The following is a 14,179-nucleotide window of genomic DNA, read 5'->3' as shown; positions in this document are numbered from 1 at the left end:
ACTCTCCGGACTGTCGAAGAGTGGGGAATTCGGCCTGACGATAGACATTAGAGAGACCCTGACACCCCGGTCCGGAAATCTGCGCGAGCGGCTTTTCGGCTAATTCGCCATACCCCGATCCGCTCCCATCCCCATGAACCCGCCGAAACCACCAAAAACACCCACGCCTCTACATCTACGGTGCATCTGTGATCGGACGATTTCCCATTCTCGACGTCGCGCCCGCGGTCGAATCCGGAACGGCCATAGCCGTTGTCGGCGAGACCTTCCCGGTGAGCGCGACCGTGTTCCGCGAAGGGCACGACGCGCTCGGCGCGGGCGTGGTCCTCTACGATCCCGACGGCCGCCGACAACCCCTCGTCCTCCTGCGCGAACTCGCTCCGGGCACCGACCGCTACGGCGCGGACGTCACCGTCGTCTCCGAAGGGCGCTGGTCCTTCGCCATCGAGGCGTGGAGCGACCCGTACGCGACCTGGCGGCACAACGCCGAGATCAAGATCCCGATCGGCCAGGACGTCGACCTGGTGATGGAGGAGGGCGCCCGCCTCCTGGAGCGCGTCGCCCGCCGCGTCCCGCGCCGCCCCGCCATGGCCGAGATCGCCGCGGTCCTGCGGGACGAGTCCCGTCCGGCCATGGAGCGGCTGGACCTGGCCGTCTCCGCCGCGGTCACCGAGGAACTGGCCGCCCGGCCGCTGCGCGAGCTCGTCACCAAGTCCCGGCGCTTCCCCGTCACGGTCAGCCGCAAGCGCGCGCTTTTCGGCTCCTGGTACGAGTTCTTCCCGCGCTCCGAGGGCGCGGTGCTCGACACCGAGGACGGCGAACCCCGCTCGGGCACCTTCGCCACCGCGGCCGAGCGCCTGCCCGCGATCGCCGCGATGGGCTTCGACGTCGTCTACCTGCCGCCCGTGCACCCCGTCGGGCACTCCTTCCGCAAGGGCCGCAACAACGCCCCCACCGCGCAGCCCGGCGACCCCGGCTCGGTCTGGGCGATCGGCTCCTACGAGGGCGGACACGACGCCGTCCACCCGGACCTGGGCACCATCGAGGACTTCGACGCGTTCGTGGCCCGGACCCGCGAACTCGGCATGGAGGTCGCCCTCGACCTGGCCCTCCAGGCGTCCCCCGACCACCCGTGGGTCAAGGAGCACCCCGAGTGGTTCACGGTGCGCGTCGACGGCACGATCGCGTACGCGGAGAACCCACCGAAGAAGTACCAGGACATCTACCCGCTCAACTTCGACAAGGACCCCGAGGGGATCTTCGCCGAGGTGAACCGGATCGTGCGGCACTGGATGGCGCACGGCGTGCGCGTCTTCCGGGTGGACAACCCGCACACCAAGCCGGTGGCGTTCTGGGAGCGGCTGCTGGCCGACGTCGCCCGCACCGACCCGGACGTGCTCTTCCTCGCCGAGGCGTTCACCCGGCCGGCCATGATGCACACGCTGGCCAAGGCGGGCTTCCACCAGTCCTACACCTACTTCACCTGGCGCAACGAGAAGGAGGAGCTGGAAGAGTACCTGCGCGACCTCAGCGGCGACACGGCCGCGTACATGCGGCCGAACTTCTTCCCCAACACGCCCGACATCCTGCACGCGTACCTGCAGCACGGCGGGCGCCCGGCGTTCGAGGTGCGGGCGGTCCTGGCCGCCACGCTCTCGCCGACGTGGGGGATCTACTCCGGTTACGAACTCTGCGAGAACCAGGCGGTGCGGCCCGGAAGCGAGGAGTACCTCGACTCCGAGAAGTACCAGTACCGCCCGCGCGACTGGGACGCGGCCGAGGCGACCCAAATGACGATCACTCCGCTGATCAGCAGGTTAAACTACCTGCGGCGGAGCCACCCGGCCCTGCAAGAACTGCGTAACCTGCGGTTCCACCATGTGGACCAGCCCGAGATCATCTGCTACTCGAAACGGCTGGCGGCCGCCGACCAGGGACCTGACGACGTCGTCCTGGTCGTCGCCAATCTCAACCCGCACCACGCGCGCGAAGCGACCGTGCGGCTCGACCTTCCCGCGCTCGGGTTCGCACCGGACGACCGCATCACGGTCACGGACCAGTTGTCGGGCCTTTCGTACCAATGGGCAGAGGCCAACTACGTCCGCCTCGACCCGCACGTCCAGACCGCCCACGTATTCACCGTCACTTCTGCCGTAGGAGCTCCGAGCTGACCGCTCGCACCGGAGCCTCATCGGGGGAACGCAGTGGACAGCCAACACTGGTGGAGAAGTAGATGACCACACTCGAGCCGGTACCCGGCACCAGCACCACGCCTCTCGTGTCCGTGCCCAACACGTTCACGCACGAGAAGCCCCGCGATCCCTACTGGTACAAGCACGCGGTCTTCTACGAAGTCCTCGTCCGGGGCTTCCACGACTCCAACGGCGACGGTACCGGGGACCTGCGCGGCCTGATCGACAAGCTCGACTACCTCGAATGGCTCGGCATCGACTGCGTCTGGCTGCTCCCCCTGTACGAGTCCCCGCTGCGCGACGGCGGGTACGACATCTCCGACTACATGAAGATCCTCCCGGAGTTCGGGCAGATCGCCGACTTCGTGGAGCTGGTCGAGAAGGCGCACGAGCGCGGCATCCGCGTCATCGCCGACCTGGTCATGAACCACACCAGCGACCAGCACCCGTGGTTCAGGGCGTCCCGGGAGGACCCCGAGGGCCCGTACGGCGACTTCTACGTCTGGTCCGACAGCACCGAGCGGTACGCCGACGCGCGGATCATCTTCGTCGACACCGAGCAGTCCAACTGGTCCTACGACGAGGTCCGCGGGCAGTACTACTGGCACCGGTTCTTCTCCCACCAGCCGGACCTCAACTTCGAGAACCCGGCGGTGCAGGAGGCGATCCTGGAGGTCCTGCGCTTCTGGCTCGACCTGGGGATCGACGGGTTCCGCCTGGACGCCGTGCCGTACCTGTACGAACGCGAGGGCACCAACTGCGAGAACCTGAAGGAGACGCACGAGTTCCTCAAGCGGGTGCGCGCCGAGGTCGACCGCCTCTACCCGGACCGGGTGCTGCTGAGCGAGGCCAACCAGTGGCCCGCGGACGTCGTGGACTACTTCGGCGACTTCGAGTCCGGCGGCGACGAGTGCCACATGAACTTCCACTTCCCGCTGATGCCGCGGATGTTCATGGCCGTGCGGCGCGAGCAGCGCTACCCGATCTCGGAGATCCTCGCGCAGACGCCGAAGATCCCCCAGAACTGCCAGTGGGCGATCTTCCTCCGCAACCACGACGAGCTGACGCTCGAGATGGTGAACGACGAAGAGCGCGACTACATGTACACCGAGTACGCCAAGGACCCGCGGATGCGCGCGAACGTGGGCATCCGGCGGCGCCTGGCCCCCCTCCTGGACAACGACCAGAACCAGATCGAGCTGTTCACCGCGCTGCTGCTGTCCCTGCCCGGCTCCCCGGTGCTGTACTACGGCGACGAGATCGGCATGGGCGACAACATATGGCTGGGCGACCGCGACGGCGTGCGCACTCCCATGCAGTGGACGTCCGACCGCAACGCCGGGTTCTCCCGCTGCGACCCGGGCCGCCTGTACCTGCCGCTGATCATGGACCCGATCTACGGCTACCAGGCGATCAACGTCGAGGCCCAGCGCGACAACCCCAGCTCGCTGCTGAACTGGACCCGGAAGATGATCCAGATCCGCAAGCAGCACGCGGTCTTCGGCACCGGCGAGTTCACCGAGCTGCACGCGAGCAACCCCAGCGTGCTGGCGTTCGTGCGCGAGTTCGGCGGCGACCGGATGCTGTGCGTCAACAACCTGTCGCGCTTCCCCCAGCCGGTGGAGCTGGACCTGCGCCGCTTCGAGGGGGTCACCCCCATCGAGTGCACCGGCGGCGTGCACTTCCCGCCGATCGGCGAGCTTCCCTACCTGCTGACCCTGCCCGGACACGGCTTCTACTGGTTCCAGCTTCCACCGGTTCCCAGGGAAGAGGCACCGGTCAGCGCCGCGTCCACCGTCGCGTCGGTCGGTTCCGAGGCGCCCGCCACCGCGGCCGGGGCCGGCGCGGTCCGGCGACCTACCCGACGGTCCTAAGGAGAACGGATCTCTTTGACATGACCCGGCTTGAGGAGCTACTGGCCACCTGGATCCCGATGCAGCGCTGGTTCGCCGGCAAGGGGGTGCCCGTCGACGCGGTGCGGATCGAGTCCGAACACGTCCTGGTCCCCGGCGCGCCAGGCCTTCGGATGCTGGTGGTGGCGGTTGGCCAGAGAAGCAGGACCGACCGCTACCAGGTGCTCCTCGGGCTGAGGACCCCGGACGCGATCGGGGACGAGCTCGCGCACGCCGTGATCGGCCTGTGCGCGCCGCCCCCCGACCTGGGCGGCCGCGCGCCCGTGGTCGCGTACGACGCCGCGCACGACGCGAGCATGACGACGCACCTGCTGGAGCGGATCGCCGAGGACGCCGACGGCGGTCCGGTCCGGTTCCGCAGGACGTCCGGCAGCACCGTGCGCACCGGGCTGCGCAGCCTGGTGCTGACCGGGGAGCAGTCCAACACCACCCTCGTCTACGGCGAGGAGTACGTGCTCAAGACCTTCCGGCGGCTGTGGCCGGGCCGCAACCCCGACCTGGAGCTGACCTCGGCGCTGGCGGCCGCCGAATCCGACTACATCGCCCGGCCGTACGGCTGGATCGAGACGGACCTGGTCGACCCGGACACCGGCGCGGCGGTCCCCACCACGCTGGCGATGCTGCAGAAGTACCTGCGCAGCGCCACCGACGGCTGGGTGCTGGCCGCGACCAGCGTGCGCGACCTCTACGCGTCGCCGGGCGTGCCGCCCGGCGACGCCGGCGGCGACTTCGCCGGGGAGGCCGAACGCCTGGGCGCGGCCACCGCCGCGGTGCACCGGGACCTGTCCCGGGCGCTGCCCACGGACGTGCTCGGCCCGCGGTCGCAGGCCCGGATGGCGGGCGGCATGGTCGCGCGGCTGCACGCGGCGGTGGCCGAGGTCCCCGCGCTGGCCCCGCACGCCGACGCGCTGTACTCGGCGTTCGAGGCTCTCGGGGAGGTGGACACCGACCTTCCGGTGCAGCGGGTGCACGGGGACTACCACCTGGGCCAGGTGGTGCGCACGGACACCGGGTGGGTGCTGCTGGACTTCGAAGGGGAGCCCGCGGTGTCGGTGCGCGAGCGCCAGAGGCTGTCCAGCCCACTGCGGGACGTGGCCGGGATGCTGCGCTCGTTCGACTACGCCGCCCGGTACCAGCTCATCGGGCACCCCGAGAACGACGCGCTGGCGGAGTCGGCGCGGGCGTGGGCCCAGCGCAACCGCGACGCGTTCTGCGAGGGCTACGCCTTCGGCGGCGGCGTGGACCCGGAGAAGCACCAGGTGGTGCTGCGCGCCTTCGAGTACGACAAGGCCGTCTACGAGGTGATGTACGAGGCCCGGCACCGCCCGGGCTGGATCGGTATCCCACTGGACTCGATCATGGCGCTGACCAGGTGAGGTCCCCCGACCGGTCCCGGGACGCGCTTCCCGGAAGACCCCGAAGGCCCCTCGCGGGCACACGTCCAGAACGCCCCTCCCCGAACGCTACGGATGGCCGATGAACGACGCGCTCACCACCGAGATCGACCGGCTGGTCGCCGGACACCACCATGACCCGCACAGCGTGCTCGGCGCGCACCCGGGGCCGGACGGGGTCGCCGTGCGCGCCCTGCGGCCGCTGGCCCGGTCGGTGCACGTCCTGCTGGAGGACGGGGGCCGGATCGAGCTGACGCACCTGCGCCAGGGCGTGTTCACCGGCACCGTCCCCGGATCGCGGGTGCCCGACTACCGGCTCGCGGTGCGCTACTCGGACGACGGCGAGGAGATCGTCGTCGACGACCCGTACCGGTTCCTGCCCACGCTCGGCGACATGGACACGCACCTCATCCGCGAGGGGCGGCACGAGGAGCTGTGGCGGGCGCTGGGCGCGCACACCCGGCGCCACCCGTCGGCGCTGGGCGAGACCTCGGGCACGTCGTTCGCGGTGTGGGCGCCCAACGCGCGCGGCGTCCGGGTCGCCGGGGACTTCAACCACTGGGACGGCACCGCGCACCCGATGCGCTCGCTGGGCTCCGCCGGCGTCTGGGAGCTGTTCGTGCCCGGGGTCGGTGACGGCGCCCTCTACAAGTACCAGGTGCTGGGCGCCGACGGCGTGTGGCGCGAGAAGGCCGACCCGATGGCGTTCTCCGCCCAGGTGCCGCCGGACACCGCCTCGGTGGTGTTCACCTCCCGCTACGAGTGGCGCGACGACGCCTGGCTGGCCGAGCGCAAGATCGCGGACGCCACGCGCAGGCCGATGAGCGTCTACGAGGTGCACCTGGGCTCGTGGCGGCCGGGCCTGTCCTACACCGAGCTCGCCCAGCGGCTGGTGTCCTACGTCCGCGTCATGGGCTTCACGCACGTGGAGTTCCTGCCCGTGGCCGAGCACCCGTTCGGCGGCTCCTGGGGCTACCAGGTCACCTCCTACTACGCGCCCAGCTCCCGCTTCGGCGACCCGGACGGGTTCCGGCACCTGGTCGACGAGCTGCACCAGGCGGGGATCGGCGTCCTGCTGGACTGGGTTCCCGCGCACTTCCCCAAGGACGAGTGGGCGCTGGCCCGCTTCGACGGCACCGCGCTGTACGAGCACCCCGACCCGCGCCGGGGCGAGCACCCCGACTGGGGCACGCTCATCTTCGACTACGGCCGCACCGAGGTGCGCAACTTCCTGGTCGCCAACGCGCTGTACTGGCTGGAGGAGTTCCACGTCGACGGCCTGCGGGTGGACGCCGTGGCCTCGATGATCTACCTGGACTACTCCCGCGAGTCGGGCGAGTGGGCGCCCAACGCCTACGGCGGCCGGGAGAACCTGGAGGCGATCGACTTCCTCAAGGAGCTGACCGCCACCGCCTACCGCCGCAGCCCGGGGATCACCATGATCGCCGAGGAGTCCACGGCCTGGCCGGGCGTGACCCGGCCCACCGACGCGGGCGGGCTCGGCTTCGGCTTCAAGTGGAACATGGGCTGGATGCACGACACCCTGTCCTACCTGCAGAAGGAGCCGGTGCACCGCCAGTACCACCACAACGAGGTCACCTTCTCGATGGTGTACGCGTTCAGCGAGAACTACGTGCTGCCGCTCTCCCACGACGAGGTGGTGCACGGCAAGGGCTCCCTGCTGAGCAGGATGCCCGGCGACGAGTGGCAGCGCTGCGCCAACCTGCGGGCGCTGCTGGCCTTCATGTGGGCGCACCCCGGCAAGCAGCTGCTGTTCATGGGCGACGAGATCGGCCAGGGCGACGAGTGGTCGCACGAGGCCGGGGTGCAGTGGTGGCTGCTGCGGTACGGCCACCACGCGGGGGTGCAGAAGCTGGTGGCCGAGCTCAACCGGGTCTACCGGGACACCCCGGCGCTGTGGTCGCTGGACACCGCGCCCGAGGGTTTCACCTGGCTGGACGGCGGCGACGCGGGCGGCAACACGCTGTCCTTCCTGCGGTGGGGCGACGACGGCTCGGTGCTGGCCTGCCTGGTGAACTTCAGCGGCGGCCCGCACCCCGAGCGCCGTGTCGGCCTCCCCCACACGGGCCGCTGGCGCGAGGTCCTGAACACCGACGCCTCGGCCTACGGCGGCAGCGGCGTCTCCCAGCCGGGCCTCATCGAGGCGACCGAGGTCCCGTGGAACGGCCAGCCCGCCTCGGCCGTGGTGACCTTCCCGCCCCTGGGCGCGTCATGGCTGGTGTTCGACGGAGGGGAGGACCAGTAGCGCCCCGCCGGGCCGTGCCCCCGCCCGGTACCGCCCGGTGCGGCCGGACACGGCCCGGCGAGACCCCGCTAGCTGTTGTACTCCGTGACGTCCATCGACTCGGCGACCGCCAGGTAGACGCCCTCGTACTGCTGGTCCACCGACCACGCGTACACGGCCACGTCGCTCTGCGGCAGGAACCACAGCCGCACCTCGAACGTGTCGTTGTTCTCGCAGGTCACCGTCCACGTCGAGTAGTGCGACTTGAGGCCGTCGGCGTGCGTGGTGAGGCCGTCCCCGACCAGGGCGAGCTCGGCGCTCACGACCCCGACGTCCCCGGCCGCGGCCGTGTTGAGGCTGCGGCACTTGGAGGTGTCCGCCGCCCAACCGCCGTCCTGGTGGAAGGCGTCGCCCTTCTTCGGCCAGTTGCCGGGGTTCCGCTCCGCGGCCTTGGGAAGCACCTCGATCGCGCCGTACCCGCACTCGGACTGGCCCGGGGGGCGCATGCACAGCCGCCCGTCCGCCTGGTCGACCTCCCAGCCCTCGGGGGCGTTGATCCTCACGCCCTCGATCTCGAAAGGCGTGAAGCCCTCGGGCGCCGGTGCCTGCGCGGCCGGGACGACACCGCCGTACGTGGTGTCGGGCTCGGGAGCGGACGGGATCTCCGAAGCCTGGTCGGATCCGCCGCAACCGGCCGCGAGCAGCGCCACGGCCGCCAGGGCCGCCGCCGCGCGGACAGGGGCACGCCGTGTGGGGGTCCCGACCTCGAACCGCGCTCGGCCTGGCTTGCCGGACATGCGATTCCCTTCTCTACACGCTTGACCTCAACGACGATAGCGGGCGAATCTGGCGTTCTGTGCCACACCCCGTACGCCAACCGCCCCCCGTGCGAGAGGACTCCCGGTGCGCATCGTCGGCTACTTCCCCCAATGGGGCATCTACGACCGCCGCTACTTCCTGCGGGACGTCCACTCCAGCGGACAGGCCGCCAAGCTCACCCACCTCACCTACGCCTTCGGTGAGCTGGACGAAGACGGCGTCTGCGTCATGACCGACGAGGCGACCGGGGACGCCTGGGCCGACTACCAGTGCCGGTTCGGCGCCTCGGAGAGCGTGGACGGCAAGGGCGACTCCTACGAACAGCCCCTGGCCGGGAACTTCAACCAGCTGCGCAAGCTGAAGAAGCGGCACCGGCACCTCAGGGTCGGGATCTCCTTCGGCGGGTGGAACGCCTCCCGGTACCTCTCCAACGCCGCGCTCACCCCCGAGTCGCGCGCGGCCTTCGCCGCCTCGGTGGTCTCCACCTACTTCGACGGGAACCTCCCGGTGCTGCCGGGCGAACCCCAGGGCGGCCCCGGAGTGGCCGCGGGGATCTTCGACTACGTCGACCTGGACTGGGAGTGGCCCGCCTCGGAGGGCAACGCGCACAACGTGACCCGGCCCGAGGACCGGCGCAACTTCACCCTGCTGCTGGCCGAGACCCGACGCCAGCTGGACGCCTTCACCGAGCGGACCGGGCGCCCGACGGGCATCAGCGCCTACCTGCCCGCCGACAGGGCGCGCAGCGACGCGGGGATCGAGCCGGAGCTGTTCCGCTACCTGGACTTCGGGATCGTCCAGGGGTACGACTTCAACGGCGACTGGGACCTGACCACCAACCACGCCTCACAGCTCTACACCCCCCGCGACGACCCCTCCCCCGACCGGCTCAGCGTGGACGCCGGTGTCGTCAACTACCTGGAGCTGGGCGTTCCGCCGGACCGGCTCGTGGTCGGCGTCCCGGGTTTCGGCCGCGGCTGGCGCGGGGTCCGGAGCCGGCGGGACGGCCTCTACCAGCGCGCCGCGGACCTGGCCCCGGGCGCCTGGGAACCGGGCGACGAGGACTACAAGACGCTCGCCCGGCGCCCGGGCAGGCGTTTCCGCGACCCCGACAACGGCGCGGTGTGGCTCTACGACGGCGACGAGTTCTGGAGCTACGACGACCCCGGCCTCATCCGCCAGAAGGCCGCCTACGTCAGGGACCTGGGGCTGGGCGGCCTGAGCCTGTGGTCGCTGGACAACGACGACTCCCAGGGCTCCCTGGTGCGCGCCATGAACGGGTGAGCGGGCGTCCCGCCGCCTCCCGGCCCGCCTGTGGACGGTCCCGCACCCCGTCCGGCTCAGCGGCTAGCCTGGGGGCATGGTGGATGTCGCGAAGCTGCTCGAACCCGTGTCCAAGATCCGTCGGCGGCGCACCGCTCCGCTGGTCCTCGAACTCGACCTGGCCGAGGGGGTCTCCGACGAGGCCCCCGGCGACCCCCTCGGCCAGATCCTGGCGATGCGGCGGCAGCGGCTGTCCGACACCGTCGAGGGCATCCGGCGGGGCGCGCACGACCCCCGGGTCAAGGCGCTGGTCGTCAGGATCGGCGGGAACCCGATCGGCATGGCCAAGGTGCAGGAGCTGCGCCAGGCCGTCGACATGTTCCGCCGCTCGGGCAAGGCCACGGTGGCCTGGAGCGAGTCGTTCGGCGAGTTCGGCCCCGGGTCGATCCCCTACTACCTGGCCACGGCGTTCGAGGAGATCGTGCTACTGCCGTCGGGGGCGGTGGGGCTGACCGGCCTGAGCGCGGAGAACAAGTTCTTCCGCGACGCCGTCGACAAACTCGGCGTCGAGTACGAGATCGGCGCCCGGCACGAGTACAAGACCGCCGTCAACGTCTTCAAGGAGCGCGGTTTCACCGAGGCGCACCGCGAGGCCAGCGGGCGGATCGTCGAGTCGTTCACCGAGCAGCTCGTGGACGGCGTCAGCACCGGCCGGGGGATCTCCGCGGACGAGGCGCGCTCGCTCATCGACCGCGGCCCGTTCCTGGCCGCCGAAGCGCTGGAGGCCGGCCTCGTGGACCGCCTCGGCTACCGGGACGAGATCTACGCGGAGCTGCTGGGCCGCTGGCCGTCCGCCGACGGGCCCGCGCACCTTCAGTACGTCTCCCGCTACCAGCGCGCCCACTCCCTGGTCGACCGGGTCCCGGCGGTGCACCGGGGCGGCTACGTGGCGCTGGTCTCGGGGGTGGGCCAGGTCGTCCCCGGCCGCAGCAGGCGGTCCCCCCTCGGCGGCGGCGCGGCGATGGGCTCGGACACCGTGGCCGCGGCGTTCCGCGCGGCCCGGGCCGACCCGCAGGTGCGCGCGGTGGTGTTCCGGGTGGACAGCCCCGGCGGCTCGTACACCGCCTCGGACGTGATCTGGCGCGAGGTGGGCCTGACCCGCCGGTCGGGGACCCCGGTCGTGGTGTCGATGGGCGAGGTCGCCGGTTCGGGCGGCTACTTCGTGTCGGTCGGCGCGGACGCGATCGTGGCCCAGCCCGGCACGATCACCGGATCCATCGGCGTGTTCATGGGCAAGGCGGTGCTGTCCGGGCTGCTCGGCAGGCTCGGCATCACCAGCGACTCCATCGACGGCGGCGAGCACGCGGGCATGTTCAGCAGCGGCCGTCGTTTCACCGACTCCGAGTGGGAGCGCGTCGACGCGATGCTCGACCACATCTACGACGACTTCACCGCCAAGGTCGCCGAGGGCCGCGGCATGACCCGCGAGCAGGTCCACGAGGTCGCGCGCGGACGGGTGTGGACGGGCCGCGACGCCCTGGAGCGGGGCCTGGTGGACGAGCTCGGCGGGATGGAGACGGCGGTGCGGCTGGCCCGCGAGAAGGGCGGCCTGCCGTCGACCGCCGCGGTGCGCCACTTCCCGCGACTGGGCCCGCTGGAGCGGTTCGTCCCGGCCGAGTCGAGTGAGGACAGAGCCGCGACGGCGCGGGCGCGGCTGAGCGCGTGGGGGCCGCTGGCCGCCGCGTCGGCCCGCCTCGGGCTGCCCGCGGCGGGCCCTCTGGTGATGCCCGGGACCTGGGAGATCCGTTGATCACGGCGGCCGAGTTCGCCGAGACGCTGGCCCGGTTCGCCACCGGGGTGACGGTGGTGACGGTGGCCGACGACCGCGACGACATCGGCAGCACGGTCAACGCCTTCGCGTCGATCTCCGCCGAGCCGCCCGTCGTCATGCTCAGCGTGCTGTCGAGCAGCTACCTCGCCGAGGTGATCGAGCGGCGGCGCCGCTTCGCGGTGAACGTGCTGGGCGCCCGGCACAAGGCCATCGCGGGCCGGTTCTCCGCCGAGGGCCGCCCCAGCGCCCGCCTCCTGCTGGCCGGGGAGCCCCACCACCGGGGCGAGCGCACCGGCGCGCTCGTCCTGGACACCGCGATCGCCGCGCTGGAGTGCTCGCTTCTCCAGCAGGTGGAGGCGGGCGACCACACCGTCTACCTGGCCGCCGTGGACGCCCTTCCCCGCGTCGGCCCCACGGCCACCGACCCCGGTCCGCTGGTCCGGTACGGCAGCCGGTACCGCACTCTGGCCTGAACGAAACTCTCTAGAGAGGCAACTCTGGGTCACTCAAATGTTACGTCCATACTCCTGGCGCGTCAGTTCACTCCTGGGCCGCAACGGAGTCCAATGGGTACATGGAAACGATGTACACGATCCTCGGCATTCTCCTCGTGGGGTTGATCCTCGCCGCGATCCTGTGACCGGGTGATCCTCTCGACGATGAGGACACCGGCATCACGATCACCGGGTGGACTCCAGAGGCAGGACACCAGCTAGATCGCGCTGATCGCGACCCTGTCGTCGCAAAGGCGCCGCAGGTCGTCAGGGTCGCTGGTGACGACGAGCACCGGCCCTGGCTCCCGCATGGCGGTCACCGCGACAACCGCGTCAATGGCATGGTGGTGGCCGTGCAGTCCGGATCGGCCGAGGAGGTCACTGGCCGCCCGCGCGATTTCCAAGGTGACCTCTCTGACTTCGAGGCCGGAGAGCACCCAGTTCAGTCGTGCCGTCTTGATCCGGGTGTCTCGTGCCTCGATGACCGTCATGGAACTGATGACGACGGCGATGTTGTGATCACGCGCGTCATCGATGTAGGCGATCAGGTCCGCGTCCGAGCGCAGGAGCAGTGAGAGTGCCTGACTGTCGAGGACAAGGGTCCCCGAACTCACGCGCTCTGCTTTACGGACCATTCGGCGTGCCTCCGCTCGGCGTCATGCCACGCGGAGCGGACCTTCTTCCGAGACCTCTCCGGGACAGGCCCGTTCTCTGTCTCGTGCTCGGCGACAACCTCCGCCAGCACCTGGCGGCGCAGCTGCTGTTCGATCGCCTCCGCCACGTAACTGGAGAACTCCCTGCTCCCCACTCGCTTGCGGACCGCGGCCACGGTTCCCTCAGGGAGGGAAACGCTGACCTTGGTCGCGTTTCCCTCCCCTGGACGCAGTTCATCGATGTCACTCATGCAAGGAGATTACCACTGGCAGAACTTCCAAGAAGTAGGAAGAGCGGAGGTTCCTTCTTCTTCTCACTGAGATTTGATCACCCGGTTCTCGCAGCCGTCACCCTCGATGGTCGTGACGTCAGCGTCCTGAAATCGCGGATTTCAGGACGCTGACGTCACGACCATCGAGGAGTTCGACGCGGGAGCCGGCGGTCAAGCCCCGGTCAGACCAGGCCCGCCGACTCCAGCCAGTCCGCGGCCACCTCGTCCGGGTCCTCGTGGTCGATGCTGACGCGCTGGTTGAGCTCCAGCAGGACCTCGGTGGTGAGTTCCGCGGAGACGGCGTCGAGCGCCGCGCGCGCGGTGTCGTCGACGCTGTCGCTGTGGATCAGCGGGGTGACGTTCTGCGAGCCGAAGAGGTTCTCGGTGTCCTCCAGGACCACGAAGTCGTTGGCCACGATGGTGGGGTCGGTGGTGAACAGGTTCGCCACCTCGACGTCGCCGTCCCGGAGCGCCTGCCAGACGATGCCGATGTCCAGGGACCGGAACTCCTGGAACTCCAGGCCGTAGCGGTCCTGGAGTCCCGGCACGCCCTGGGTGCGGGTCTCGAACTCGGGCGGTCCGCCCAGGACCAGCTCCCCCGCCACCGGTTCCAGGTCGGCGATGGTGGCCAGGTCGTGCTCCCGCGCGGTGTCCCGGGTGACGCTCAGGGAGTCCTTGTTCTCCGCCTCTGAGGAGTCCAGGATCTCCAGGCCCTCGGGCAGCGCCTCGGCGACGGCCGCATTGGTGCCCTCGGTGTCGGACGCCGTGGCGTCGGGGTCCAGGTAGAACAGGATCGCGCCGTTGTACTCGGGGAAGACCGACAGGTTCCCCGAGGCGATCTGGTCGTAGTAGACCTCGCGGCTGCCGATGTTGAACCTGGTCTCCACGTCCACACCCGCGGCCTCCAGCGCCTGGGCGTAGATGTTGCCGAGCAGGGTGCTCTCGGGGAAGTCGGCGGAGCCGACGACGACCGTCCCGGCCTCGGGCGCGCCGTCGGCGCCCTCGCCCCCGGCGAACGGGTCGGTGCCACCGCCGCATGCGGTGAGCAGGAGCAGGAGCGGTACGCCCGCTGCGACGGGCCGTGCCAGAACTCGCATTGTGTC

The 14,179-nt window shown here is 70.5% G+C and carries 11 protein-coding genes; 7 read left to right on the top strand and 4 right to left on the bottom strand.

Features of this window, described 5'->3' with window-relative positions; translation table 11 throughout:
• The first annotated feature begins 188 nt into the window (after window positions 1–188).
• The 4 genes from EV190_RS06370 to glgB all read left to right on the top strand — a co-directional run bounded on the left by EV190_RS06370 (window position 189) and on the right by glgB (window position 7,765).
• On the top strand, window positions 189–2,171 hold the full coding sequence (locus EV190_RS06370; protein ID WP_133740531.1) for an alpha-1,4-glucan--maltose-1-phosphate maltosyltransferase: 1,983 nt from the start codon (window positions 189–191) through the stop codon (window positions 2,169–2,171).
• A gap of 62 nt (window positions 2,172–2,233) precedes the next feature.
• Window positions 2,234–4,066 (top strand): maltose alpha-D-glucosyltransferase, encoded by a 1,833-nt coding sequence (treS, locus tag EV190_RS06365; RefSeq protein ID WP_243742399.1) that lies wholly within the window; start codon window positions 2,234–2,236, stop codon window positions 4,064–4,066.
• Between the two features lie 20 nt (window positions 4,067–4,086).
• Window positions 4,087–5,481 carry a maltokinase N-terminal cap-like domain-containing protein gene (locus EV190_RS06360; RefSeq protein ID WP_133740530.1) on the top strand — a complete coding sequence of 465 codons (1,395 nt, stop codon included), beginning with the start codon at window positions 4,087–4,089 and terminating at the stop codon, window positions 5,479–5,481.
• 100 nt (window positions 5,482–5,581) lie between these two features.
• The gene (gene glgB / locus EV190_RS06355) at window positions 5,582–7,765 is read left to right on the top strand and encodes a 1,4-alpha-glucan branching protein GlgB (protein WP_133740529.1); all 2,184 of its coding nucleotides are present in this window, start codon (window positions 5,582–5,584) and stop codon (window positions 7,763–7,765) included.
• A 68-nt stretch (window positions 7,766–7,833) separates the two neighbouring features.
• On the opposite strand, the gene EV190_RS06350 is transcribed toward glgB, so the two are convergent.
• The gene (locus EV190_RS06350; RefSeq protein ID WP_133740528.1) at window positions 7,834–8,541 is read right to left on the bottom strand and encodes a hypothetical protein; all 708 of its coding nucleotides are present in this window, start codon (window positions 8,539–8,541) and stop codon (window positions 7,834–7,836) included.
• Between the two features lie 106 nt (window positions 8,542–8,647).
• Between EV190_RS06350 and EV190_RS06345 the strand changes: the two genes are divergently transcribed.
• The 3 genes from EV190_RS06345 (at window position 8,648) to EV190_RS06335 (ending at window position 12,130) form a co-directional block, all read left to right on the top strand.
• Complete coding sequence (locus tag EV190_RS06345) at window positions 8,648–9,847, top strand: glycoside hydrolase family 18 protein (RefSeq protein ID WP_133740527.1); 1,200 nt, start codon at window positions 8,648–8,650, stop codon at window positions 9,845–9,847.
• A gap of 76 nt (window positions 9,848–9,923) precedes the next feature.
• Window positions 9,924–11,636: a signal peptide peptidase SppA gene (gene sppA, locus EV190_RS06340; protein WP_133740526.1), complete on the top strand. Its 1,713-nt coding sequence runs from the start codon at window positions 9,924–9,926 to the stop codon at window positions 11,634–11,636.
• Window positions 11,633–12,130: a flavin reductase family protein gene (locus tag EV190_RS06335; RefSeq protein ID WP_133740525.1), complete on the top strand. Its 498-nt coding sequence runs from the start codon at window positions 11,633–11,635 to the stop codon at window positions 12,128–12,130. The genes sppA and EV190_RS06335 overlap by 4 nt, the downstream gene beginning before the upstream one ends.
• Window positions 12,131–12,369: 239 nt before the next feature.
• Here the strand turns inward: EV190_RS06335 and EV190_RS06330 are convergent, their stop codons facing one another.
• The 3 genes from EV190_RS06330 to EV190_RS06320 all read right to left on the bottom strand — a co-directional run bounded on the left by EV190_RS06330 (window position 12,370) and on the right by EV190_RS06320 (window position 14,173).
• Window positions 12,370–12,786 carry a DNA-binding protein gene (locus EV190_RS06330; protein ID WP_133740524.1) on the bottom strand — a complete coding sequence of 139 codons (417 nt, stop codon included), beginning with the start codon at window positions 12,784–12,786 and terminating at the stop codon, window positions 12,370–12,372.
• Window positions 12,762–13,055, bottom strand: a complete 294-nt coding sequence (locus EV190_RS06325; protein ID WP_133740523.1) for a hypothetical protein — start codon at window positions 13,053–13,055, stop codon at window positions 12,762–12,764. Before EV190_RS06325 ends, EV190_RS06330 begins: the two co-directional genes overlap by 25 nt.
• Before the next feature lie 203 nt (window positions 13,056–13,258).
• Window positions 13,259–14,173 (bottom strand): ABC transporter substrate-binding protein, encoded by a 915-nt coding sequence (locus tag EV190_RS06320; protein ID WP_133740522.1) that lies wholly within the window; start codon window positions 14,171–14,173, stop codon window positions 13,259–13,261.
• Window positions 14,174–14,179: the final 6 nt, after the last annotated feature.

It is taken from the genome of Actinorugispora endophytica, assembly GCF_004363075.1.
Taxonomy (GTDB): domain Bacteria; phylum Actinomycetota; class Actinomycetes; order Streptosporangiales; family Streptosporangiaceae; genus Actinorugispora; species Actinorugispora endophytica.
Note: the sequence above shows the minus strand (reverse complement) of the source record. Positions and strands in the feature narration are given on the sequence as shown.